The 22,036-nt window shown below is 27.1% G+C and carries 26 protein-coding genes; 15 read left to right on the top strand and 11 right to left on the bottom strand.

Annotated features, from left to right (window positions below):
* Positions 1 to 8: 8 nt before the first annotated feature.
* Genes ACBT_RS06010 through ACBT_RS06020 form a run of 3 tightly spaced genes read right to left on the bottom strand, consistent with a single transcriptional unit; the run spans position 9 to position 2,319 of the window.
* The gene (locus tag ACBT_RS06010; protein ID WP_024775357.1) at positions 9 to 902 is read right to left on the bottom strand and encodes a DMT family transporter; all 894 of its coding nucleotides are present in this window, start codon (positions 900 to 902) and stop codon (positions 9 to 11) included.
* The gene (locus ACBT_RS06015) at positions 902 to 2,119 is read right to left on the bottom strand and encodes a molybdopterin molybdotransferase MoeA (RefSeq protein WP_024775358.1); all 1,218 of its coding nucleotides are present in this window, start codon (positions 2,117 to 2,119) and stop codon (positions 902 to 904) included. Before ACBT_RS06015 ends, ACBT_RS06010 begins: the two co-directional genes overlap by 1 nt.
* Positions 2,119 to 2,319, bottom strand: coding sequence for a hypothetical protein (locus ACBT_RS06020; RefSeq protein ID WP_024775359.1), 201 nt, complete (start codon positions 2,317 to 2,319; stop codon positions 2,119 to 2,121). Before ACBT_RS06020 ends, ACBT_RS06015 begins: the two co-directional genes overlap by 1 nt.
* Before the next feature lie 111 nt (positions 2,320 to 2,430).
* On the opposite strand from ACBT_RS06020, the gene ACBT_RS06025 reads away from it, so the two are divergent.
* Entirely contained in the window at positions 2,431 to 3,213 is a 783-nt protein-coding gene (locus ACBT_RS06025; RefSeq protein ID WP_024775360.1) for an ATP-binding protein, read from the top strand.
* Positions 3,210 to 3,710 carry a DUF523 domain-containing protein gene (locus tag ACBT_RS06030; RefSeq protein WP_024775361.1) on the top strand — a complete coding sequence of 167 codons (501 nt, stop codon included), beginning with the start codon at positions 3,210 to 3,212 and terminating at the stop codon, positions 3,708 to 3,710. Before ACBT_RS06025 ends, ACBT_RS06030 begins: the two co-directional genes overlap by 4 nt.
* A 12-nt stretch (positions 3,711 to 3,722) precedes the next feature.
* Here ACBT_RS06030 and trxC read toward each other — a convergent pair whose 3' ends face one another.
* The 3 genes from trxC to ACBT_RS06045 are packed head-to-tail and all read right to left on the bottom strand — an operon-like array spanning position 3,723 to position 4,876.
* Positions 3,723 to 4,154: a thioredoxin TrxC gene (gene trxC, locus ACBT_RS06035; protein WP_024775362.1), complete on the bottom strand. Its 432-nt coding sequence runs from the start codon at positions 4,152 to 4,154 to the stop codon at positions 3,723 to 3,725.
* 1 nt (position 4,155) lies between these two features.
* Positions 4,156 to 4,395: a hypothetical protein gene (locus tag ACBT_RS06040; RefSeq protein ID WP_024775363.1), complete on the bottom strand. Its 240-nt coding sequence runs from the start codon at positions 4,393 to 4,395 to the stop codon at positions 4,156 to 4,158.
* Positions 4,382 to 4,876, bottom strand: coding sequence for a putative metalloprotease CJM1_0395 family protein (locus tag ACBT_RS06045; protein WP_024775364.1), 495 nt, complete (start codon positions 4,874 to 4,876; stop codon positions 4,382 to 4,384). The genes ACBT_RS06040 and ACBT_RS06045 overlap by 14 nt, the downstream gene beginning before the upstream one ends.
* Positions 4,877 to 4,961: 85 nt before the next feature.
* Here ACBT_RS06045 and ACBT_RS06050 point away from each other — a divergent pair, with 85 nt between their 5' ends.
* Genes ACBT_RS06050 through ACBT_RS06060 form a run of 3 tightly spaced genes read left to right on the top strand, consistent with a single transcriptional unit; the run spans position 4,962 to position 7,548 of the window.
* Positions 4,962 to 6,074, top strand: a complete 1,113-nt coding sequence (locus ACBT_RS06050; protein ID WP_024775365.1) for a GGDEF domain-containing protein — start codon at positions 4,962 to 4,964, stop codon at positions 6,072 to 6,074.
* On the top strand, positions 6,071 to 6,628 hold the full coding sequence (locus ACBT_RS06055; RefSeq protein ID WP_024775366.1) for a CDP-alcohol phosphatidyltransferase family protein: 558 nt from the start codon (positions 6,071 to 6,073) through the stop codon (positions 6,626 to 6,628). Before ACBT_RS06050 ends, ACBT_RS06055 begins: the two co-directional genes overlap by 4 nt.
* Positions 6,625 to 7,548: a Ppx/GppA phosphatase family protein gene (locus tag ACBT_RS06060; protein WP_024775367.1), complete on the top strand. Its 924-nt coding sequence runs from the start codon at positions 6,625 to 6,627 to the stop codon at positions 7,546 to 7,548. The genes ACBT_RS06055 and ACBT_RS06060 overlap by 4 nt, the downstream gene beginning before the upstream one ends.
* On the opposite strand, the gene ACBT_RS06065 is transcribed toward ACBT_RS06060, so the two are convergent.
* Positions 7,545 to 8,354: a hypothetical protein gene (locus ACBT_RS06065; RefSeq protein ID WP_024775368.1), complete on the bottom strand. Its 810-nt coding sequence runs from the start codon at positions 8,352 to 8,354 to the stop codon at positions 7,545 to 7,547. The two genes, ACBT_RS06060 and ACBT_RS06065, sit on opposite strands and share 4 nt — an antisense overlap.
* Before the next feature lie 163 nt (positions 8,355 to 8,517).
* Here ACBT_RS06065 and ACBT_RS06070 point away from each other — a divergent pair, with 163 nt between their 5' ends.
* From ACBT_RS06070 to ACBT_RS06100, 7 genes are read left to right on the top strand one after another with little or no spacing between them, the layout of a single operon-like run.
* Positions 8,518 to 10,215, top strand: coding sequence for an acetolactate synthase large subunit (locus tag ACBT_RS06070; protein WP_024775369.1), 1,698 nt, complete (start codon positions 8,518 to 8,520; stop codon positions 10,213 to 10,215).
* Positions 10,215 to 10,712 (top strand): acetolactate synthase small subunit, encoded by a 498-nt coding sequence (gene ilvN, locus ACBT_RS06075; RefSeq protein WP_024775370.1) that lies wholly within the window; start codon positions 10,215 to 10,217, stop codon positions 10,710 to 10,712. Before ACBT_RS06070 ends, ilvN begins: the two co-directional genes overlap by 1 nt.
* A gap of 37 nt (positions 10,713 to 10,749) precedes the next feature.
* The gene (gene lpxD / locus ACBT_RS06080; protein ID WP_024775371.1) at positions 10,750 to 11,697 is read left to right on the top strand and encodes a UDP-3-O-(3-hydroxymyristoyl)glucosamine N-acyltransferase; all 948 of its coding nucleotides are present in this window, start codon (positions 10,750 to 10,752) and stop codon (positions 11,695 to 11,697) included.
* 4 nt (positions 11,698 to 11,701) lie between these two features.
* Positions 11,702 to 13,972, top strand: a complete 2,271-nt coding sequence (locus tag ACBT_RS06085) for a DNA translocase FtsK 4TM domain-containing protein (protein WP_407647544.1) — start codon at positions 11,702 to 11,704, stop codon at positions 13,970 to 13,972.
* A gap of 18 nt (positions 13,973 to 13,990) precedes the next feature.
* Positions 13,991 to 14,287, top strand: a complete 297-nt coding sequence (locus tag ACBT_RS06090; protein WP_024775373.1) for a hypothetical protein — start codon at positions 13,991 to 13,993, stop codon at positions 14,285 to 14,287.
* Position 14,288: 1 nt separating this feature from the next.
* Entirely contained in the window at positions 14,289 to 15,581 is a 1,293-nt protein-coding gene (gene brnQ / locus ACBT_RS06095; protein WP_024775374.1) for a branched-chain amino acid transport system II carrier protein, read from the top strand.
* 44 nt (positions 15,582 to 15,625) lie between these two features.
* Positions 15,626 to 16,693, top strand: coding sequence for a DUF475 domain-containing protein (locus tag ACBT_RS06100; protein ID WP_024775375.1), 1,068 nt, complete (start codon positions 15,626 to 15,628; stop codon positions 16,691 to 16,693).
* A 44-nt stretch (positions 16,694 to 16,737) separates the two neighbouring features.
* Here ACBT_RS06100 and ACBT_RS06105 read toward each other — a convergent pair whose 3' ends face one another.
* From ACBT_RS06105 to hemB, 4 genes are all read right to left on the bottom strand, one after another.
* Positions 16,738 to 17,787 (bottom strand): IS630 family transposase, encoded by a 1,050-nt coding sequence (locus ACBT_RS06105; RefSeq protein WP_176325391.1) that lies wholly within the window; start codon positions 17,785 to 17,787, stop codon positions 16,738 to 16,740.
* Positions 17,788 to 17,867: 80 nt separating this feature from the next.
* Positions 17,868 to 18,536 (bottom strand): response regulator transcription factor, encoded by a 669-nt coding sequence (locus tag ACBT_RS06110; RefSeq protein ID WP_024774946.1) that lies wholly within the window; start codon positions 18,534 to 18,536, stop codon positions 17,868 to 17,870.
* Positions 18,533 to 19,606, bottom strand: coding sequence for a PAS domain-containing sensor histidine kinase (locus ACBT_RS06115; RefSeq protein ID WP_024774945.1), 1,074 nt, complete (start codon positions 19,604 to 19,606; stop codon positions 18,533 to 18,535). Before ACBT_RS06115 ends, ACBT_RS06110 begins: the two co-directional genes overlap by 4 nt.
* Before the next feature lie 12 nt (positions 19,607 to 19,618).
* The gene (gene hemB, locus ACBT_RS06120; protein ID WP_024774944.1) at positions 19,619 to 20,593 is read right to left on the bottom strand and encodes a porphobilinogen synthase; all 975 of its coding nucleotides are present in this window, start codon (positions 20,591 to 20,593) and stop codon (positions 19,619 to 19,621) included.
* Positions 20,594 to 20,654: 61 nt separating this feature from the next.
* On the opposite strand from hemB, the gene ribA reads away from it, so the two are divergent.
* The 3 genes from ribA to ACBT_RS06135 are packed head-to-tail and all read left to right on the top strand — an operon-like array spanning position 20,655 to position 22,036.
* Positions 20,655 to 21,230, top strand: a complete 576-nt coding sequence (ribA, locus tag ACBT_RS06125) for a GTP cyclohydrolase II (RefSeq protein ID WP_024774943.1) — start codon at positions 20,655 to 20,657, stop codon at positions 21,228 to 21,230.
* Positions 21,227 to 21,811, top strand: a complete 585-nt coding sequence (gene rsmG, locus ACBT_RS06130) for a 16S rRNA (guanine(527)-N(7))-methyltransferase RsmG (RefSeq protein WP_228130291.1) — start codon at positions 21,227 to 21,229, stop codon at positions 21,809 to 21,811. The genes ribA and rsmG overlap by 4 nt, the downstream gene beginning before the upstream one ends.
* Before the next feature lie 3 nt (positions 21,812 to 21,814).
* The gene (locus ACBT_RS06135) at positions 21,815 to 22,036 is read left to right on the top strand and encodes a PP0621 family protein (RefSeq protein ID WP_024774941.1); all 222 of its coding nucleotides are present in this window, start codon (positions 21,815 to 21,817) and stop codon (positions 22,034 to 22,036) included.

Here is a 22,036-nt window from a genome sequence, read left to right on the forward strand (position 1 = left end):
AAATACTTTTAAGCTTTCTTAAAAAATTTAAGAAAGCTTAAATTATTTAAAATATATATTGCAATCATTGCAAAAAATACACCAATAATTGTTGAAAATTCTATCTTCTCATCTAAAAATAGACTTCCTATAATAATTGCACTAGCTGGAACTAAAAATACAAAGCTAGATACTTCTTTTGCTCCATATTTTGCTGCTCCAAAGAAATATATTGAAGTTGCGAAAGTTGTGCTTAGAATAGTGATTATAAACATATTGAACCAAAAAGTTATGTCAAAATTTATTACTTTTGTAAAAATTGAGCTATCAACATAGAAAAAATATAAAACAGAACTAGCTATTAAATAAGTGTAAGTTGTAAAAACAAAAGCATTTATTTTTGTTGACTTTGAAGTAATAATTGTTAGAATTGCCCAAAGCATTGAAGCAACAATAAAAAAGATATTATACTTACTAAAAATAACATCTATATCAAATTGGTATATATTTATCATATTTAAAACACCAAATGCCCCTAAAACTAAAGCAAAAGAGTGCTTTAAACTAATCGTTTTTTTATTTAAAATAGCAACAAAAATATAGGTAATTATTGGAATCATTGAAGGAACCATAGCTCCTCCTAAACTTCCTGTTCCATGTTCAACACCAAAGTACATAAATATAGAGTATAAAACTAAAAAAAGTGAAGCAAATAAAATCAGTACAAACGTTTTAAAATCTAATTTATAGTTCATTTTTAAGAAAACGATTATAGGAGCCATAGATAAAAAACAAATCCCCATTCTTAAAAATACCATTTCGTAGGCATCAATGTAATTTGTAAGAACTTTTGTACTAATCCAAGATGCTCCCCAAAAAATCATTGAAATAATAATTAGGGGATAAAAAAGTTGTTTTGACACTATTTTAAATTGTTTAGTAAAAGAATATCTACTAAATCTCCATTTTTTATATCAGAACTATTTTGTTCTTGTATTAAAAGTGCAGGATTACCGAGCATATTTGTTAAAATAGCACTAGTTCCACTTTTTTTACCAACAAAATCTATAACATACTCATTATTTTCATATTTTACATTACAAGCTGTAAAAATAGTTTTATCTTGAGATTTTCTAAAATCTTGAGTAATTTTAGCTTTTACAAAAGGAAGTTTTTCATTTGAATTTCTAAACTTATAAATTAGAGGTAAAACATACAAAATTGCACAAATAGTAGAAGAATATGCAAAACCTGGAAGTGCTACGATAATTTTTTCATCTTTTAGCGCAACTAGTATATGCATTCCAGGTTTTACTAAAACACCATGAAAAAGAACTTCTGCTTTTAATTTATCTTTAATTACATCTTGAACTAAATCATAATCTCCAACACTAACTCCACCTGTTGTTACAACAATATCTGCATTTTTTAGAGAGTTTTCAAAAAAGTATGTAATATTTTCAAGATTATCATCAACTGGTCCCATTTGCAAAACATTTGCACCATTTGATTTGAATAAAGCTTCTAAAGTTAAATGATTTGAGCTTCTTATTTGAGAGTCATTTGTTTTTTCAACACCTAAGTCTAAAATTTCACTTCCTGTACTTGCAACAGCGATAGTTGGATTTACATAAACATCAATTTGTACGATATTTAATGAAGCTAATACTCCAATTTCGCTAAATCCAATTTTAGTACCTTTTTGGATTAAAATTTCATCTTTTCTGTAGTTTTCACCAATTTTTCTTACAGCAAACCCTTTTGTAACTGGTTTTGTAATTTTTATTTTATTTCCAGATACTTCAACATTTTCAATAGGGATTAATGTATCACTACCTTTTGGCATTAGTGAACCTGTAAAAGTTTTTATACAAGTTCCATTTACAACATTAGTTTCTACTACAAAACCAGCAGGATTTTTATCTGTTATTTCTAGAAAATCTTGATTTATATCTTCATATTTAAATGCATAGCCATCCATACCTGAAGTTGGAAATTCTGGACTATTATGATCTGCAATAATATCTTTTGCTAAAATATAACCAATTGCATCTGAGATAAATAATCTTTTTGTGGAATGAGTTATTTTGATATTTTCTAAAATCTCTAAAGATTTTTTATATGTAATAAATTCTCTCATTATTTTTCACTTAATCTATTATATTTTAAAATGATAATTTGTTCATAAAGCATTTTTCCAAACCCTGCAGGCAAATTTTCATTTGAATTTTCAACATTTTCAATAATTCTTTTAATCTCGTTTTCATTTAAGTAGATTGCGACTGGCAAAATAGTTTCTTTTAGTTTATCTATAAATATTTTTTCTTCTTCTAGGGTCATCTTAACTCTTTAAATAATCTTTTAAAATAGATTATATAGTTTTTAACTAAAATAGTTTATTAAAACTTTTTAGATATAATCGCAAAAAAATATAGTTTAGGAATATTAAAATTGATAGAAATAAGCAAAAAAATAACTTCAAATGTAGCAAAAGTAAATGCTGAATTTGGATTAATAAAAGAGGGTGATAGAGTTATGGTTGGATTTAGTGGAGGAAAAGATTCTCTAACACTAATTCATACTTTAAATAGAATGAAAAAGAAAGCACCTTTTAAATTTGATTTTAAAGCAGTAACAATTACTTATGGAATGGGTGAACAAATAGAATTTTTAAGTAATCATTGTAAAGAGCATGGAATTGAACATGAAATAATTGATACTCAGATTTTTGATCTTGCTGGTGAAAAAATAAGAAAAAACTCATCTTTTTGTTCTTTTTTCTCAAGAATGAGAAGAGGATATTTATATACAACAGCATTGGAACAAGGATACAATAAAGTTGCATTAGGACACCATTTAGACGATGCAATGGAGTCGTATTTTATGAATTTATTTTATAATGGAACAATGAGAACAATGCCTCCAAAATATACTGCAAATAATGGTTTAGAAGTTATTAGACCTTTAATCTTTTGTAGAGAGAGACAACTAAGAGCATTTGCAGCTTCAAATGAAATTAGAGTAATTGGAGATGAAGCTTGTCCAGGGCTTAGATTTGACGTAAAAATGCCTCATGCAAGAGCTGCAACAAAAGAGCTTCTAGCAAAACTTGAAGAGCAAAATCCTAAAATTTTTGTTTCAATGAAAAGTGCATTTAGTAATATACAACTTCCAACATTTTTTTATAAAGATTTAAAAGATATAAAATTAAATATTGAAGATGAAAATATATGAAAATATTAGTTTCATCTTGTCTTTTAGGTGAAGATACAAGATATGATGGATTAAATTCAAGTGTTGCTATGAATCCAAAATTTAAGTTCAGTCAAAAAGAGCTTTTTATGGATATTATGTGTGAAAATGAAATATTTTCTATTTGTCCAGAAGTAGCTGGCGGACTTGGAATTCCAAGAAATAAAGCTGAAATAACAAGTCATAGTAAACCTTTTAAAGTGTTAGACATAGAACAAAATGATGTTACTATTAATTTTTTGTTAGGAGCTAAAAAAGCTCTTGATATTTGCTTGGAAAATGGTATAAAAGTTGCTCTATTTAAATCAAAGTCTCCATCTTGTGGGAATAATAGTATTTATGATGGAACTTTTAGTGAAAATTTAATAGAAGAAAAAGGTCTTAGTGCAAGACTTTTAGAAGAGAATGGAATAAAAGTTTTCAATGAATTTGAGCTTGAAGAGTTAAAAAAGTTTATAAAGAAAAATCGTTCTCTATAAACTTTTTAATATTTATATAAACTCGTTTATAAAACTAGTTAATCTTAGTGGATCTAAAGCTCCACTGTTTCTTTTTTTCTCTAATCCTGATTTAAAAACAACTAAAGTAGGTATAGATCTAATTTGGAATCTAGCACCTAAATTTGGTAAAGCCTCTGTATTTACTTTTACAAAAAGTGCTTTTAAAGGATATTTTTGTGCTGTTTGGTTAAATATAGGAGCAAACATTTTACAAGGTCCACACCAAGGCGCCCAAAAATCAACAATTACTGGAATATCAGAGTTTGCTAAAATATGATCTATATTATTTTCATCAGCCTCTATTGGAGTCGTATCAAGTAAAGAATTTTTACAAGATCCACAATTTGCTTTTGTATAACCATCTTTTTGTGGGATCTTGTTTACTTTTAAACAGTGTGGGCAAATCACATTTAGAGATGACATATTAAGCCTTTAAATCCAATAATCTATCCATTACAGCGCTTTGCACTTCTATACTTTTTGCATTTGCACTATATGAAATAATTTCTGGAATTTGTCCAGTAACTTGTTCTATTAAATCACCACTTACTTCTTGAAGAGCAGGATCTCCAACAACTTTAGCAACATCTGATATATTTGAAATATTTTCTTGAAGTTGTAAAGCAGAGCTAACCATAGCTCCTAAATTGTTATCTATTCTCATTTTCATCTCCTTTCAAGCTTAATAAAAGCATTTTATTTAAATTTGCAGTTTGAGCTATTCCCAGATCAGCTGCACTTAAATCATCAGGTGAGCTAGAAGCTTTTTTTATCTGTTCAATTTTTGCCATCGCAGCTTTTGGATCTGTAGGCATAGATACATCAAGCTTTACATATCCACCCATTGCATATAACTTACCATCCGGACCCATTTGATAGTTATAGTTTATAGGACTGCTACTTTTCCCTAAGTTAGCATGGATTTGTTCATGATTTCTAATCTCTTTATCTTTTGACTTAAATTTTTCTACGACTCTTGAATAATCACTTTCATCATAGTTTTTTTCACCTAAAACTACTTTATCTTTTTTCTCAAAAGCTGATTTTTCAAATTCTTTTTTATCAATACTAGCCAATTCGCTTTTTTTCTGAGCTAATTGAGCATAAATTGTAGAAGCACTTAAATAATCACTTTTTAATTCCATACAAACCCTCTATAATTTCTTTTATCCTATCATAATTTTTGTTATTTTTCTATAAATTAAAGATATATTTGATAAAATAATTTTTATGTTCACTAATTTTTTACAATCAACAACTTCGAAGTTGCTACTATTAGTATTTACTGTTTTTATGGCACTTATATTTTCTGCTATATTATTTAATTCTCAGGTTGAGAAGTTAAAAAAACAGATAGACATATTGTATTTTGGAGATTTTATTCCTGTTGTTAAACTTCAAACTATAAAAAGTGATTTTGAAACAATAATTTCTTGTTTAAATGAAAACAAAAACTGTGATATAAGTAAAGAAAAGGATTCTATTTTAACTGAATGGAATTATTATCTTTCATCTTTTAAAACTCAAAAAGAGAAAGATGTTGTTAATTCAATAAATAGTGATATCTTAAAATCTTTTGAAATAAATAAAATAGATGAATATGATAAAAATTTAAATAGTGCAGATATTTTAATAAAATATGAAACAAAACAAGCTTTTTTACAAAGACAAGTTTTTTTAGAAGAGTATGGACAAATGCAAAATTATATTTTTTATAATATATTATTTATTTTAATTTTTGCATTTTTAATAATATTATTTATCGTTTATCAAATCATAAAAAAAGATAAGCAACTACAAATTTTAAATAAAAAATATCAAATAGAGTCTATAACCGATTCCCTTACTACTTTGTATAACAGAAAACATTTTGATACTATTTTTGATAGTATGACTTTTATTTCAAATGAAAATTCATGGAAAAGTGCTTTAATCATTGTTGATATAGATTATTTTAAAAATTACAATGATACTTATGGGCATGATATGGGAGATGAGGCACTTCAAAAAGTTGCTTTATGCATAAAAGAGCATTTCTCGAAACAGTATGAATATGTTTTTAGATTAGGTGGAGAAGAATTTGGGATTATTTTATTTAATATAGATGAAAAATCTTTTGAAAATAGTTTAGAAGAGCTTAACAAAAATGTAATCAAATTACAAATTGAGCATAAAAATAGTAAAATATTGGACTTGGTTTCAGTTTCTATTGGAGCAGTGATTTATGAACCTAAAAGTTATATTTCTGCAAATAGATTATATAAAATGGCTGATGAGTCTTTGTATGATGCTAAAAATAGTGGTAGAAATCGATATAAAATATACAAAAAAGAGGAAGAATGAATTTTTTATTCAACAAATATAGTCACTTTAATTTAGCAAATATTGTAACTTTCTTTAACATAGCTAGTGGAATTTTTGCAATATATTTTTTAACTCATGATGAGTTTTTTGCAGCAGCATTATTTGCTTGGTTAGCTGGTGCTTTTGATATCTTTGATGGAAAAATAGCTAGAAAATATAACCTTTCAACAGAATTTGGAATTCAGCTTGATTCTTATGCTGATTTTTTATCTTTTGTAATTGTTCCTGCAATGTTTATTTATTTTGCTATTTTCAATGGAAAAGAAGAATTCTTTAATATGGCATTAATTGCAGGTGCTTTTGTTTACTATATAATTTCAGGATTAAGAAGATTAATTCAATTTAACTTAAATGCTGAAGAGGGTGAAGTTGAGAAATACTTTACAGGTGTACCAACACCATTAGGTGCAATTTTACTTTGGGTAGTTTATTTGATTTATCTAACAGGATTCATTCATGAATATTTTGTTTTAGGAATGATGGTAATAATTGGTTTTTTACTGAATTCTAAAATAAAAATAAAGCATTTATGAAAAAAGAGCTTATAACTATTGATTTAGGATCAAACTCATTTAGAGTTTTGAAGTTTGATTGTTTAAATTTTAAGATTGTTGATGAATTTCATCAAGTTGTTGGTTTGGCAGATGGTTTAGTAAATAGCGGTATGATAAGTTTTGAAGCTCAAAACAGAGTAATTGAAGCTTTAAAATCATCTTCAGAGAAGTTAAAATTTGATCCTAAAGATGCTGTTTGTGTTACGACTGCTGCTATGAGAAAAGCTAATAATTCTAATGAAGTTTTAAACTTTTTAGAAAAAAATAGTGGTGCAAAGTTTAGAATAATAGATGCTGAAGAAGAAGCTAGATTGACTTTACTTGCTATAAAATATGCACTAGAAAGAGAAAATTTAAAATCAGAAAAATTTATGGTTTTAGATATTGGAGGAGGGTCAACTGAACTTACAGTAAGTTTAGAAGATAAATCTTTTACTAGAAGTTTTGATTTTGGAATAGTAACAATGACTCAAAAATCATTGAAAAATGGTGATTTGTTTCAAGATTTAGATAAAAGAAAAGAAGAAGTAAAAGAGTTTTTAAATACCTTAGATTTTGATATAAAAGATTTTCCATTTGTTGCAACTGCTGGAACACCAACGACACTAGCTGCTGTGAAAATTGGAATGGATTATTTTAATTATGATAAAGATAAGATAAATGGAATGGTTTTAGAATATTTGGATTTAGAAAATGGTTTAAATATTTTAAAGAATAAAACAATAGAAGAGACAACAAGACTTGTAGGAAAAGGAAGAGTTGAGTTTATGGAAGTTGGGACTTACATATATAAAATGTTTTTTGATGTATTAGGAAAGAATACTTCAATTGTTTTAGATGATGGTTTAAGAGAGGGTGTTGCAATAGATTGCGCACTGAAAATGAGTGGTAAGGCTTAAGAAAGAAGCCTTACACTTTGTTCTTGAATAATATTTGCTTGAGAAGCTATAAGATTCCCCGCATTAATACTTATGTTTGATTTTGAAAAATCACTAGTTTCTTTTCCAAAATTTATACTATTTTTATAGAGATTATCATTTTGCTCTTTTATAGAGTTTGTAGCTTTGTTTTCTAACTCTTTACTAAAGTTATTAAAGTTATCTGTCAATTTACTTAGAGCATCTGATATACTTGAAACTAATTGTTTAGCAGTTGATAAATTTGAGATGTTATTTAAATCATTATTGTTTATAGTTTCAAAAATTTGGTTTGCGAAACTTGAAATATTTGGTTTTTGCATTGAAAAAGTTTGATTTTTTGTACTAATTTCAATATTTTGACTATCATCATAATAATTTTGAACAAGAAGAGATTCTCTCTTATAATTTGTTTCATAAGATATTTTGTTAAAAGCTCTTAAATCTTCATTTATACTTTGTTTAATATCATTTTTGTTATTTAAATTATCTATATTTTCAAGTTTTGTTTGGATGTTTTGTAGATAGTTCTGTTGTTTATCTAAAGCATTTGTAGCTATCTTTGATATTGCAATACCATCATTTAGTGATTGGATGTTTGTTGAAAATTCACTTCTTTGTTTACTTAGATTACTTAGATTAAGATCTAACTCATTTGTATTTAAATCACTTACTTTTCGAACAGTATCTGATTTATTTAACTGAAGCTGAGAGTTATTACCAATCCCAGATAACGAATTGTTATTAACACTAGTTAATGGATTATTATTTATCTGATTTACATCCATCTTCAATCCCTTTAAAAATTATTTTTTAGATTATATCAAAATAAATCTATTTTTTTGTCAAATAAAAAAGGAAAAAAAAGAAAATTAACTTATTTATACAAAGGTAAATTAATCGAACTTTGAGTAAAATCTAATCTTACTTTTTAATTTATGGAGAAGACTTATGAAAATGACTGGCGCAAAAATGGTAATAGAATCATTACATCAAGAAGGGGTTGAAGTTGTATTTGGATACCCTGGAGGCGCTATTATGAACGTCTACGATGAGATTTACAAGCAAAACTATTTTGAACATATTTTAAACAGACATGAACAAGCTTGTGTAATTGCAGCCGAAGGATATGCTAGAAGTACAGGAAAAACTGGAGTTGCAATAGTAACATCAGGTCCTGGATTTACAAATGCAGTAACAGGAATTGCTGATGCTTATATGGATTCGATTCCATTAGTTATAATATCAGGACAAGTTCCAACTACAATTATTGGAACAGATGGTTTTCAAGAAATTGATGCAGTTGGAATTTCAAGACCTTGTACAAAACACAACTATTTAGTAAATAAAATTGAAGATTTACCAAAAATAATTAAAGAGGCATTTCACATAGCAAGTACTGGAAGACCAGGACCTGTTCATATTGATATTCCAAAAGATATAACAGCACAAGTTGCAGATTTTATATATCCAACAGAAGTGAATATGCCAACATATAAACCAACTGTAAACTACAATAAAAAACAGTTAAAAAGAGCAATGGAAGCTATAAGTTGTGCAAAAAAACCTCTTTTATATATTGGTGGAGGAGCGATTTTATCAAATTGTGGTTATGAGATTAGAGATTTAGCAAAAAAATTAAATATTCCAGCAGTTGAGACACTAATGGCAAGAGGGGTAATGGGTGATAATAATCCATTGTTTTTTGGAATGTTAGGAATGCATGGAGAATTTGCTGCAAATATGGCTGCATATGAAACAGATTTATTAATCTCTTTAGGAGCTAGATTTGATGATAGGGTAACAGGAAGATTAGATGAATTTGCTTCAAAAGCTAAAGTTATTCATATTGATATTGATCCAACATCAATTGCAAAACTTGTAGTTCCAGATTATCCAATTGTTGGAGATTTGAAATTAACTGTAAAAGCTATGATTGAAGAAGCTGATGAGATTGAAATAAATGATTTTTCTAATTGGGTAGAGTTACTAAGAGATTATAGAGAAAAAGAGCCTTTAAGATATATTGATTCAAATGAATTAATCAAACCTCAATGGGTAATAGAAAAAGTTGGAAAAATTTTAGGTGACAATGCAATTGTTTCAACAGATGTTGGTCAACATCAAATGTGGACAGCTCAATTTTTTCCATTTTCACATCCAAGACAATGGATTACAAGTGGTGGATTAGGAACTATGGGATTTGGTTTACCAGCTGCCTTAGGAGCTGCTAGAGCATTTAAAGATTCAAATAGAGTTGTTGTAAATTTTACAGGTGATGGTTCAATTTTAATGAATATTCAAGAACTTATGACTTGTGTAGAATATGAGTTACCAGTAATTAATATTATTCTAAATAATAATTATTTAGGAATGGTTAGACAATGGCAAACAATGTTCTATGATAATAGATTATCAGAAACTGATCTTACAAAACAACCTGATTTTCCAATGCTTTGTAAAGCTTTTGGAGGTTTAGGTTATAGAGTAGGTACAAAAGATGAATTTGAAGTTGCCTTAAAAGATGCAGTTGAACAAAAAAAACCAGCGATGATAGAAGTAATTGTTGCTAGAAATGAAGAGGTATTACCAATGGTTCCAAATGGACATTCACTAAATGAGATGACTTTATTAAAAGGAGATAGATAATGACTAACTTCAATACTTATTACAATAGCGAAACTATAAGACAAGTTATCTCTGTAGTTGTTTTAAATGAGCACAATGTATTATCAAGAATTATTGGTCTTTTTTCAGCTAGAGGTTATAATATCGATTCTTTAACAGTTGCTCCGATGGCTGAGAGTCAATATTCAAGAATGACAATAGTTACAACAGGTGATAAAAGAGTAATTGATCAAATAGTAAAACAATTAAATAAATTAATTCCTGTTTTAAAAGTAAATGAACATAAAAATGTAATTGAAAAAGATACAGTTTTAATGAAATTCTCAATAGATAATAATTTAGCGGATATTGATGTAATTGCAAGAGCTTATCATGGAACTATTCAAAATGTTACTGATGAAGCTATTATTGTTTCTGCAACGGATTCAAGTGATAGAATTTTAAATTTTATAAAAGTTATGGAAAAATTTAATCCTCTTGAAGTCGTGAGAAGCGGAATTGTTGCCATAGAAAGATAAGAGTTTACTCTTATCTTTTTTTATTTAAGGATAAAATATGAAATTAAATGAAATAGCTGAAATTGTTGGTTTAGAGTGTAAAAGTGATATTGAAATTACTGCATTAAACTCTTTGTTAGATGCTACAAATAGCGAACTTACTTTTTTAGAGAATAAAAAATATATAGATGATTTGAAAAATACAAATGCAGCAGCTGTTTTAGTAACTTTAGAAAATAGTAAAGAAGTTCCAAGCTCTACTATTGCAATTATTTGTGAAGAACCTTATTTATATTTAGCAAAAATATCAAAACTTTTTGCACCAAATATCATAGAACTAGATGGTGAAAAACCAGTAGTTGGTGGTGGTACAAAAGTTATGCCAAATGTATATATTGGTAAAAATTCAAAAATTGGAAGCGATTGTACTATTATGGCAGGAGCCTTTATAGGAGATAATGTAACTATTGGAAATAATACAGTTATTTACCCAAATGTATCAATTTACAGAGATTGTAAGATTGGAAATGACTGTATAATTCATGCTGGAACGGTAATTGGTAGTGATGGATTTGGATTTGCAAATACAAAAGATGGAAAATATATAAAAATCTATCAAAATGGAAATGTTATTATTGGTTCTGATGTTGAAATTGGGGCAAATTGTACTATTGATAGAGCAGTTTTTAAATCTACTATAATTGAAGATGGTGTTAGAATTGACAACTTAGTTCATATAGCACATAATTGTAAAATAAGTAAGGGATGTATTTTAGTGACTCAAGTTGGAATTTCTGGGTCTACGACACTTCATCCTTATGTTGTAATGGGTGGACAAAGTGCAGCTGCAGGGCATTTAGAAATAGCACCATTTACAACAATAGCAGCACGAGGTGGAGTTACAAAAAGTATAACTGAACCGAAAAAATCATGGGCTGGTTTTCCTTTATTTGAGCATAGACAATGGCTTAAACTACAAGGTAAAATTTCAAATTTATTAAAATAATTTCATAAAAGGTTGCACCATTACAAAAAAAATTATTTCTTTAATTGTTTTATTTATTTTATTATATTTTCAATTCTCAGTTTTTGCAAATTCTAAAGAGATTGTTGGTGATGTAGGTTTTGCATTTTCAGAGTTTTCAATAAAATATTTTTCATATTTATCATACATTTATTTGTTTATTTTTATTCATCCTATTTATATGATTAATTTTAAGAAAAATATCGATAATAAAGATATTATTTTAAATATTGCTGTATTACTTTTAATATTTTTTGTTTCTTTAATTTTTCAAGCTTTAGTAGTAGAAAATCCTTATAATAGAGGAGAAATAGGTAATATTTTAGTTGATAGCTTGTCTCCTATAATTGGAAATATTGGTTTATATCTATTTGTTACTTTTGGATTTGTAATATCTATACTTATTTTATTTGAATTATCAGATTATGATGTGGAAGATTTAAAAAAATTAAAACACAGAATAAAGCTAAGAAATGCTCAAATGGCAAATAAAATATCAAAAGTTGTAAAGGTTACAACAGAAGTTTCTAATTATCCTGCAAAGCCTCAACAAATAGTTAAAAAAGAGGTTGTTATACCTGCTCAAAAAACAGTTGAACAAAGAATAAGAGAACAACAAGAAACTATTTTAAAAGCAAAGATAGAAGAGCTTAAAAAAGAAGAGGAATCTTTTGAAGAAGAACCAATAGTAAAAATTTCTAAAAAAGATAAAGATTTGGCTTTAAATAACTTCGAAGATGAAATAGTAGTTCCTCAAACAAATAGTATAATTGTTGAAGAGTTAGAAGAAAATGCAAAACTTTTATCTGAATTGGAGTTCGGAAAAACAGAAAAACCAAAAGATTTTATACTCCCTCCTACAAGTTTTTTTCAAGATTCTCCAAAAGAGAATAAGACAAAAGTAAATGAAGCATTTATAGATAAAAAAATTGCTGATTTACTTGATAAACTATCTATGTTTAAAATAGATGGAGATGTTGTAAGAACTTATACTGGACCAGTTGTTACAACTTTTGAGTTCAAACCAGCTCCAAATGTGAAAGTATCAAAAATTTTAAGTCTTCAAGATGATTTAGCTATGGCTTTAAAAGCTCAAACAATAAGAATTCAAGCACCAATTCCTGGAAAAGATGTTGTTGGAATTGAAGTTCCAAATGAAGATACTCAAACAATATATTTAAAAGAGATGCTTGATAGTGAAATTTTCCAAAATTCTAAATCTCCATTAACTATGATTTTAGGGAAAGATATTGTCGGTAAACCTTTTGTAACAGATCTTAAAAAACTTCCACATTTACTAATTGCAGGAACTACAGGAAGTGGTAAATCAGTTGGAATTAACTCGATGATTTTATCGTTACTTTATAAAAATTCACCAGATAATTTAAGACTTGTAATGATAGATCCAAAAATGCTTGAATTTTCTATGTATAATGATATCCCACATCTATTAACTCCAGTTATTACAAAAGCTGTTGATGCAATAAATGCGTTAGCAAATATGGTAGGAGAAATGGAAAGACGTTATACGTTGATGGCTAAAACAAGAACTAAAAATATTGAAAATTACAATGAAAAAGCACAAAAAGAGGGATTACCTACAATGCCTTATATTGTTGTTGTAATTGATGAGTTAGCTGATTTAATGATGACAAGTGGAAAAGATGTTGAATATTCAATTGCTAGACTTGCTCAGATGGCAAGAGCTAGTGGAATTCACTTAATTGTTGCAACACAAAGACCAAGTGTGGATGTTGTAACAGGACTTATAAAAGCAAATTTACCAAGTAGATTGTCTTATAAAGTAGGGCAAAAAATTGATTCTAAAATTATTCTTGATTCTATGGGTGCTGAATCTTTATTAGGAAGAGGGGATATGTTATTTACACCTCCTGGAACTCCTGGTATTGTAAGAATTCATGCTCCTTGGAGTACAGAAACTGAAATTGAACAAGTTGTTGAATTCTTAAAAAATCAAAGAGAAGTTGAATATGATATGAATTTTATAAAAGATAAAAATTTGAGTATTAGTGGTTCTTCTTCAAAAGGTTCTTCTCAAAATGAAGATATAGAATTAGATGAGCTATATGAAGATGCTAAAGAAGTTATTATTACTGATAAAAAAACATCTATTTCATATCTTCAAAGAAGATTAAGAATTGGATATAACAGAGCAGCTAGTTTAATAGAACAATTAGAACAAACAGGAGTTTTATCAGAAGTTGATGCTAGAGGAAACAGAGAAATCCTGATATAAATTAAAAGAGGAATAAAGATGAAAATTGTAATTCCAGTTGATAAAAAAGATAGATTTCTATCCGTTATATCTTCTATTGAGGAAAATAGGGCATGGGCTGTGGTTAGTTTAGATGGAGCTAAGATAGTTAGTGTTGATTTTTTTGATAGATATGAAGAGATTTTTTGTCTTGTAAATAAAGTAGTGGTTATAAATAACCTTGAATTTGTTTGGCCATTTCAAGATGATGGAATAGAAATTTTAATAGCTTCAAAAGAAAAAAGTATTGATGAAATAGTAGAATCTTTGTTATTAAATAGATTAAAGAAGTTATAAAATGTTTAAACAAAATAAAATATATACAGATACTATAATTTTAGGTTTTGCAATATTTTCTATGTATTTTGGTGCTGGAAATATTATTTTCCCACCATACTTAGGCTTAACAAGTGCTAGTGACTGGTATATTTCATTTTTCTCTTATTTTTTAGCTGATATTGGATTTGCTACAATTGCTATGTTTGCATTGCTTAAAGTTGGTGGAAATGTAGACGATTTAACAAATAAACTTGGAAAGCTCTCTGGTATTTTATTAATGTCAGCAATTGTATTGTGCATTGGTCCTTTAATTGCTCTTCCAAGAACAGGTGCTACAACTTATGAAATGCTTGTTGTACCTATATTTGGAGCTAGTTTTTCAAATTCTATTATTACTTCAATTATATATTATGGTTTAATTATGTTTTTTACTTTTCGACCTACTATTATGATAGAAGTTTTAGGAAAAATTTTAACTCCTGTACTTTTTTTTGGATTGATTTTTTTAATTATTAAGGGCTTTGTAACTCCAATAGGTGAGATAATTTTAAATACTACAAATGATAATTTATTTTTTGATGGACTTATATTGGGCTATCAAACCCTTGATGTTTTAGCAGCATTAGCATTTGGAATTATTATTATAAAAACTGTTAAAGCAAAAGGATATAATAACACTAAAATCTCTTTTAAAATTATTGGTTCTGCTTCACTTCTTGCTGCTTTTGGAATAATGATAGTATATTTTGGACTTTCATATTTAGGTGCAACAGCTTCAAGTTTATATGGTGCTGATATCCCAAAAGCTGTTTTATTAAATAAAATAATAAATATTTTATTAGGTGATTATGGAAATATATTTTTAGGAATAGTTGTTTTTTTGGCTTGTTTTACAACAGGAGCAGCTCTTGTAAGTGTTACTGCTGAATACTTTTCTAAATTAAGCAAAAGAAAAATATCTTATAAAACTTTAGTAATAATTGTAACTTTATTTAGTATATTTATTACAAATATAGGACTAGAACAAATTATTTCATTTGCAGGCCCAATTCTAAGTATTGTTTATCCAGCTGCAATTATTTTAGTAGTTTTGGTGTTTTTTGATAAATATATAAATAATAATGTTTATAAATTTGCTGCATTTGCTGCAATGATTTTTTCTTTTTTAGAACTGATTTCTTCAACAACAACTTTTAATATGGGATTTTTAAAATTATTTCCATTGTCAAATGAAGGTTTAGGATGGATTTTACCAGCATTTATTTCTGGTTTTATTGGTTTCTTCATGAAAGTAAAAGCTAAAAATCTATAATTTTTAGGTACAATACGCAAAAATTATAGATTCAAGGAATTATTTTGAAACAAAAACCTATGATAAGTTACTTCTACAGTTTTTTCGCTGTTTGGTTTGTAGCTTCTGTTTTACTGTTTTTATATGGCGGATTTTTTGCACTTTATCAAGGGACTATTTTATCAGTTTTAGAACTTAGTTTATCTTTTGATAATGCTGTTGTAAATGCTACTATTTTAGCAACTATGGCTCTTGTATGGAGAAAAAGATTTCTTGTTTGGGGTATGATTATTGCCGTTTTTGGTGTAAGATTTGTATTTCCAATCTTAATTGTATATTTTTCAACATCTATGGGATTTATTGATTCTTTTGAATTAGCTATTAAAAATCCTGAAGAATATGAAAAAATTATTCAGAGTTCTCACCATGTAATTATGTCTTTTGGTGGAATGTTTTTATTAATGTTATTTTTAAAATTCATTTTTGATGAAAATAAAGATACTCACTGGGTTAAATATATAGAATCTTTTGCTACAAAATTATCAAAAGTAGGGGATATTAAAGCACTTTTTATAATGTTTTTAATGCTTGCAATTACATATGTTGCTCCGAATGAAGTAGTTATGGGTGATAAGTTAGTAACCGTAAATAAATTAGAAATTTTAGTTCCAATGATTATTGGTGTTATTGCTTTTTATCTTTTAGAGTTATTAAAAGGAGCTATTGAGCTTAAAAATGATTCTAATGATTCTAAAATTACAGAATTAAGTGGAGGATTTATATCTTTTATGTATCTTGAAGTAATTGATATGAGTTTCTCTTTAGATGGAGTTTTAGGTGCATTTGCTATTACTCAAAACGTTGTAATAATTATGTTAGGACTTGGAATTGGTGCTATGGCTGTAAGATCACTTACAATTTATATGGTTGAAAGAGAAGTAGTTTCTAAATATATCTTCCTTGAACATGGAGCTATGTGGTCTATTGGTCTTTTAGCCTTATCTATGATAGTTCAAATTTTCCATCATTTACCACCGATGTTAATTACTACTTTTGCAATAGTACCAATTGGATTAGCATTTGTTCATTCAATTTATAAAAATAGAAAATTTTTAACTGATCCAAATAATTAATAAGAAACTATTTATTACTCCCCCAATAAACAGAGTTAATTTTATCAACTAGCATATTTCACACTAGGATGTAAAAAGAAATTTGCAACTTTTTGTGGATTTTTTTGTAAACTCTCCATATAATTTTGCGTATTTTCTTTTAACTCTTTTTGATTCTTTGGCAGACCATTTTTATGTACATTACTTTTATAATCTTGATTTAAATATTCATCTGGGTTAAATTCAGGAGAGTATGGTGGTAGATAAAATAGTTTTATTTTATCTTTATTCTCTTCTTCCCACTCTTTTACTTTTTTAGCATGATGTACTCTTAGGTTATCTACTATCATAAATACTTTTTTATCATTTGACTTTATTACTTTTTCTAAAAAATCTATAAAATTATCAGTAGCTATTGAATCATCATAAAGTGCAAACATTGATTTACCTGTATTAGTAATAGCACTTATCATATTAACTTTAAACTTTTTAGCTGTATGAGTTAATATTGGTTTTATTTTACTTCCTATTGGTGCATATCCTTTTAGATTACTTGGCAATGAAACACAAGCTGTTTCATCTGCCCACCAAACATCAGCATTATTTATTTTTGCTTCTTTTTTTATCTTTGGGTACTCTATTTCAAACCAAGCTTTTGTAGCACTATCTTTTCTCTCATAAGCTCTTTTTATTGGCTTTTTAGATGTAAATTGCCATTTAGCTAAATAATCTCCAACAGTTGATATTGGCATATCAATATTACATTCTCTAAAAATCAATTGTTTTACTGCTTCCCTTGTCCATAGGGCAAATTTAAATTTTAGCTGTTCTGGTGTTGTATCTATTAGCATACTAATAATTCTTGATTCTTGTTCATCACTAAGGCGTTTACCACTCTTTTTTGGTCTACCTGTTTTTTGAACTTTAAGAGCTTTTTGTCCATCTTTTTTGTATTTACTATACCATCTTGAAGTTGTAATTTTTGATAAACCTAAAATACTAGCTGTCTCAATATTACTAACACCACTCTCTCTTAATTTTATTGCTCTATCCCGAAGATATTGCAATGTCTTTGAATCTACTTTTCTTGCATCATTTTTATCTAATTTTTCCATTAGAAATTGTACCAACAATATCCATAATATTAGTTTAATTTATCGGTGGAGTAATAGTACAGTTGTACTAAATAGTAAAATTATCTATCTAAAATAGAGATCATATAGCCTTGAGAAGATACATTTTCAATAATATTTTTTGAAGTTTTAGCTCTTAACCTTTTTATAAAAGTTCTTACTCTTTCATCACTAATATCAGCTTCTTCCCATAATATACTTTTTATTGTTTCAAGTTTTACAAGTGAATTTTTGTTATCAAGTAAAAGGTTTAAAAATTCTCTTTCTCTTTTTGTAAGATTTACTAATTCATTATTCTTATATAAACTAATCGAATTTTTCATAAAAATAAAGCCATCTTTTAACTTGAAACTTTTTTCAATGTTTATTTTATTTGAGAGCTCTTTTAAATAATCAATAAAACTTTCTATATCAAAAGGCTTTATAAAATATTTATTAATACCAATATCTATTGCTTGAAGTAACATTTCTTTTTGGCTATGAGCACTTAAAATAATTATTGGAATATTACTATTTTGTATTTTTATTCTTTTACACATTTCAAGACCGTTTAGATTTGGCATTAAAATATCACTAATTATGATATCTGGTTTGAATGAGTTGAATTTTTTTATGCCTTCTTCTCCATCTTTTGCAATAGATACTTTGTAAAAAAGATCTTTTATGGAACTTTTGATTAAATTAGCTAGTTTTTGTTCATCTTCAACTATTAAAACTTTTAAACTCTTCATAATATTTTTGGAAACTTTATAGTGAATTTTAAACCATCTTTTGTATTTTCATGTAAAATTTGCCCTTCAAAGCTATTTTCAATAATAATTTTACAAATAAAAAGCCCAAGACCTGTTCCACTGCTTTGATGTTTTGTTGTGAAATATGGTTCAAAAATTCTATCAAAAAGCTCTTTATCTACTCCTTGAGCATTGTCAAGATATTCAAGATATATAAAATCATCTTTTAGGTAGGTTTTTATAGTAATATCTTTTTGTTTTATACTTTTTTGGATAAAAGCATCTTTTGAATTATTTATAAGATTCAATAAAACTTGAGTTAATTCATTTTTAATCCCAAAAACCTCTAAATTTTTTAAAATATCAAATTTTATATTTATATTTTCTTCTTGTAAAACTCTATTTAAAATTTTCAGAGCCTCATTTATACTTAAATTTAATAAAAATTTTTCTTTTTCTTTCTGAGGTGTAAAAAAATTTGTAAAATTTTCAATAGTATTTGACATTCCAAGAATAAGATTTTTGCTACTATCATAAAACTTATCAAACTCTTTTTGATTTTTTGTTTCAAAACTTTTTTTGAGATTAAAGAGTGTTAGGTTTAGCTCAGTTAATGGTTGTCTCCACTGATGAGCTACATTTGCTAACATTTGTCCTAAACTTGCCATTCTTGATTGTAAAAATATAATTTTTTGTTTTTCTTCAACTTCTTTTTGAAGCATTATTTCATTTGTAATATCATATCTTATTGCAATGAACTCAAATATATCTTCATTTTCATCTAAAATTGGTATTATTGTTGTATTTAAATAGATTGTTTTGCCACTTTTTGATAGATTTTTAACAGTTGCTTTATGAACTTTTTTATTTAAAATTGTTTCCCAAAGAGTTTTGAAATTCTCTTTAGGAGTATCAGGATGTCTTATAATATTGTGATTTTTACCTAAAAGCTCTTCTTTACTGTATTCAAAAAGTTTTACAAATTCATCATTTACAAATGTAATAATTCCATTTATATCAGTTTTTGAAACAATATTTGAGTTTTCTATTGCTTTTTGGTAATTATTCATAAAATATGAATTTTATTTTCTATTTAGAATCTCACAAACTTCTTTTGCATGATATGAGATTATTATATTAGCTCCTGCTCTTTTAAAAGCTATCATTGTTTCCATCATAACTCTTTCATAATCAATAAGTCCAGCAAGTCCAGCATGTTTTAGCATTGCATATTCTCCACTTACATTATAAACACATAAAGGAAGTTTTGTTTCGTTTCTTATATCTCTTACAATATCTAAAAATGCTAAAGCTGGTTTTACCATAAGTATATCAGCTCCTTCTTTTTCATCTTCTAATGACTCACTTATAGCTTCAAGTCTATTTGCAACATTCATTTGATAAGTTCTTCTATCTCCAAAAGAAGGTGTTGATTCAGCAACATCTCTAAAAGGTCCATAATATCCACTAGCAAATTTTGTAGAGTATGCCATTATAGGTAAATCTTTAAATTCATTTTCATCAAGTGCAGTTCTAAGTGTTGTAATAATACCATCCATCATTCCACTAGGTGCTATCATATCAGCTCCTGCTCTTGCATGAACTAATGCTTGTTGTGCAGATATTTCAAGTGTTTTATCATTGTGAACACTTTGTGTTTTTGGGTCAAGAATTCCACAATGACCGTGATCTGTGTATTCACAAAAACATAAATCTGTTACTATAAACATATTTGGGAATTTTGCTTTAATAGCTTTTATTGTTCTTGCGATTATACTTTCATCGCATAAACACTCACTTCCAACAGAATCTTTAATTTCTGGAATTGCAAATAGTATTATTGAGTTTAAACCTATTTCTTGTAGATATTTGCACTCTTTTAATATTTCATCAATACTCATTTGAAAAACACCAGGCATACTAGGAATCTCAGTTTTTATTCCATTTCCTTTTCTTACAAAAAGTGGATATATAAAATCATCTTTACTTATACTTGTTTCTTGAACTAAATTTCTTAAAGTTTCATTTAATCTTAATCTTCTAAATCGTTTAAACATAATATTTACCTCTTTTGGATATAATCTTACGATTTTAACAGTTTAAGGTTTAAAAAAAAGAATGAATATAATTGAATCAAATATAGCAAACCTTCCAACAAAACACGGAAAATTTAAAATAAAAGCATATAAACAAGGTTATCAAGAACATTTAGCAATAATGAGTGAAAATTTTGAAAATTTGGATGTAATAAACCTAAGAATTCACTCTGAGTGTCTTACTGGGGATGTTTTTGGAAGTATAAAGTGTGATTGTCAAAAGCAGTTAGAACTAGCAATTGAATATATAGCAAAAAATGGAGGCTTAATTATCTATCATAGACAAGAAGGTAGAAATATTGGTCTTTTAAATAAAGTAAATGCTTATAGTTTACAAGATGCAGGAAAAAATACTGTAGAAGCAAATTTAGCTTTAGGTTTTAGAGAAGATGAAAGAGAATATAGTATTGTTGAGTACATTATAAAGGATTTAGGAATTAAAAAAATAAATGTTCTTACAAACAATCCTGCAAAAATGAAGTTTCTTGAAGGTTTGGATGTAGAAATAGTGGAGAGAATTCCAACAATAGTTGAGCCAAATTGCTATAATAAAAACTATTTAAATACAAAAAAAGAGCAATTAGGACATATGCTTTGATTAAATTAAAAACTATTTTAGAAAAGCATAATATAAATTTAGAAGAAAACTTTTATAAAGATATAAAAGTTTTTATAGAGCTTTTGCAGAAATGGGGGAAAGTTCATAACTTAAGTGGAAGTTTGGATGAAGATAGTATTTATGAAAATATTTTAGATTCACTTTTTCCTCTTACATTTATTGAAAATTTTTCTAGTTTTGCAGATATTGGCACAGGAGCAGGGTATCCAGGGTTAATTTTAGCAATTGCAAGAAAAGATAGTTTAGGGTATTTAATTGAGCCAAGAATAAAAAGAGTTGCATTTTTAAGTTTTGTAAAGGCAAATTTAGGTTTAAATAATCTTACAATTTTACAAAAAAGAGTTGAAGCAGTAGATGATTTAAAAGCTGAATTAATAACAAGTAGGGCAGTTACGAATACAAAACTCTTAATTGAATTAACAAAAAACATAAAACAAGATAATTCTTCATATCTTTTTTATAAAGGTAGTATGCTTGAAAATGAGATAGAAGAAGCAAAATTAAACGATTATAAAGTAGTTTCAAGAAGTGATAGAAACTATTTGTATATAAAAGGATAAATAGTGTTATTAAAAGTTATTGCAGTTATTTTAGTTGGATTTATTATATATTTATTATTTTTCAAAAATAGAAGAGTTGATGGTGTAAAAAAGAATGATAAATTAATCAGTGAAGAGATGGTAGAGTGTCCTACATGCAATACTTATGTGTCTCAAAGTGAAGGTATATTAAGCAATGGGAAGTTTTATTGTAGTAAAGATTGTTTAAATAATAAAAAGGCTTAA

This window comes from Aliarcobacter cibarius, assembly GCF_013372265.1.
GTDB lineage: Bacteria > Campylobacterota > Campylobacteria > Campylobacterales > Arcobacteraceae > Aliarcobacter > Aliarcobacter cibarius.

What these genes read in the sequence shown, in the direction of transcription:
- ACBT_RS06015 (WP_024775358.1), bottom strand. Translation starts at nt 2,119, where the DNA reads ATGAGAGAATTTATTACATATAAAAAATCTTTAGAGATTTTAGAAAAT.
- ACBT_RS06020 (WP_024775359.1), bottom strand. Translation starts at nt 2,319, where the DNA reads ATGACCCTAGAAGAAGAAAAAATATTTATAGATAAACTAAAAGAAACT.
- ACBT_RS06030 (WP_024775361.1), top strand. Translation starts at nt 3,210, where the DNA reads ATGAAAATATTAGTTTCATCTTGTCTTTTAGGTGAAGATACAAGATAT.
- trxC (WP_024775362.1), bottom strand. Translation starts at nt 4,154, where the DNA reads ATGTCATCTCTAAATGTGATTTGCCCACACTGTTTAAAAGTAAACAAG.
- ACBT_RS06040 (WP_024775363.1), bottom strand. Translation starts at nt 4,395, where the DNA reads ATGAGAATAGATAACAATTTAGGAGCTATGGTTAGCTCTGCTTTACAA.
- ACBT_RS06045 (WP_024775364.1), bottom strand. Translation starts at nt 4,876, where the DNA reads ATGGAATTAAAAAGTGATTATTTAAGTGCTTCTACAATTTATGCTCAA.
- ACBT_RS06050 (WP_024775365.1), top strand. Translation starts at nt 4,962, where the DNA reads ATGTTCACTAATTTTTTACAATCAACAACTTCGAAGTTGCTACTATTA.
- ACBT_RS06055 (WP_024775366.1), top strand. Translation starts at nt 6,071, where the DNA reads ATGAATTTTTTATTCAACAAATATAGTCACTTTAATTTAGCAAATATT.
- ACBT_RS06060 (WP_024775367.1), top strand. Translation starts at nt 6,625, where the DNA reads ATGAAAAAAGAGCTTATAACTATTGATTTAGGATCAAACTCATTTAGA.
- ACBT_RS06065 (WP_024775368.1), bottom strand. Translation starts at nt 8,354, where the DNA reads ATGGATGTAAATCAGATAAATAATAATCCATTAACTAGTGTTAATAAC.
- ACBT_RS06070 (WP_024775369.1), top strand. Translation starts at nt 8,518, where the DNA reads ATGAAAATGACTGGCGCAAAAATGGTAATAGAATCATTACATCAAGAA.
- ilvN (WP_024775370.1), top strand. Translation starts at nt 10,215, where the DNA reads ATGACTAACTTCAATACTTATTACAATAGCGAAACTATAAGACAAGTT.
- lpxD (WP_024775371.1), top strand. Translation starts at nt 10,750, where the DNA reads ATGAAATTAAATGAAATAGCTGAAATTGTTGGTTTAGAGTGTAAAAGT.
- ACBT_RS06090 (WP_024775373.1), top strand. Translation starts at nt 13,991, where the DNA reads ATGAAAATTGTAATTCCAGTTGATAAAAAAGATAGATTTCTATCCGTT.
- brnQ (WP_024775374.1), top strand. Translation starts at nt 14,289, where the DNA reads ATGTTTAAACAAAATAAAATATATACAGATACTATAATTTTAGGTTTT.
- ACBT_RS06105 (WP_176325391.1), bottom strand. Translation starts at nt 17,787, where the DNA reads ATGGAAAAATTAGATAAAAATGATGCAAGAAAAGTAGATTCAAAGACA.
- ACBT_RS06110 (WP_024774946.1), bottom strand. Translation starts at nt 18,536, where the DNA reads ATGAAGAGTTTAAAAGTTTTAATAGTTGAAGATGAACAAAAACTAGCT.
- ACBT_RS06115 (WP_024774945.1), bottom strand. Translation starts at nt 19,606, where the DNA reads ATGAATAATTACCAAAAAGCAATAGAAAACTCAAATATTGTTTCAAAA.
- hemB (WP_024774944.1), bottom strand. Translation starts at nt 20,593, where the DNA reads ATGTTTAAACGATTTAGAAGATTAAGATTAAATGAAACTTTAAGAAAT.
- ribA (WP_024774943.1), top strand. Translation starts at nt 20,655, where the DNA reads ATGAATATAATTGAATCAAATATAGCAAACCTTCCAACAAAACACGGA.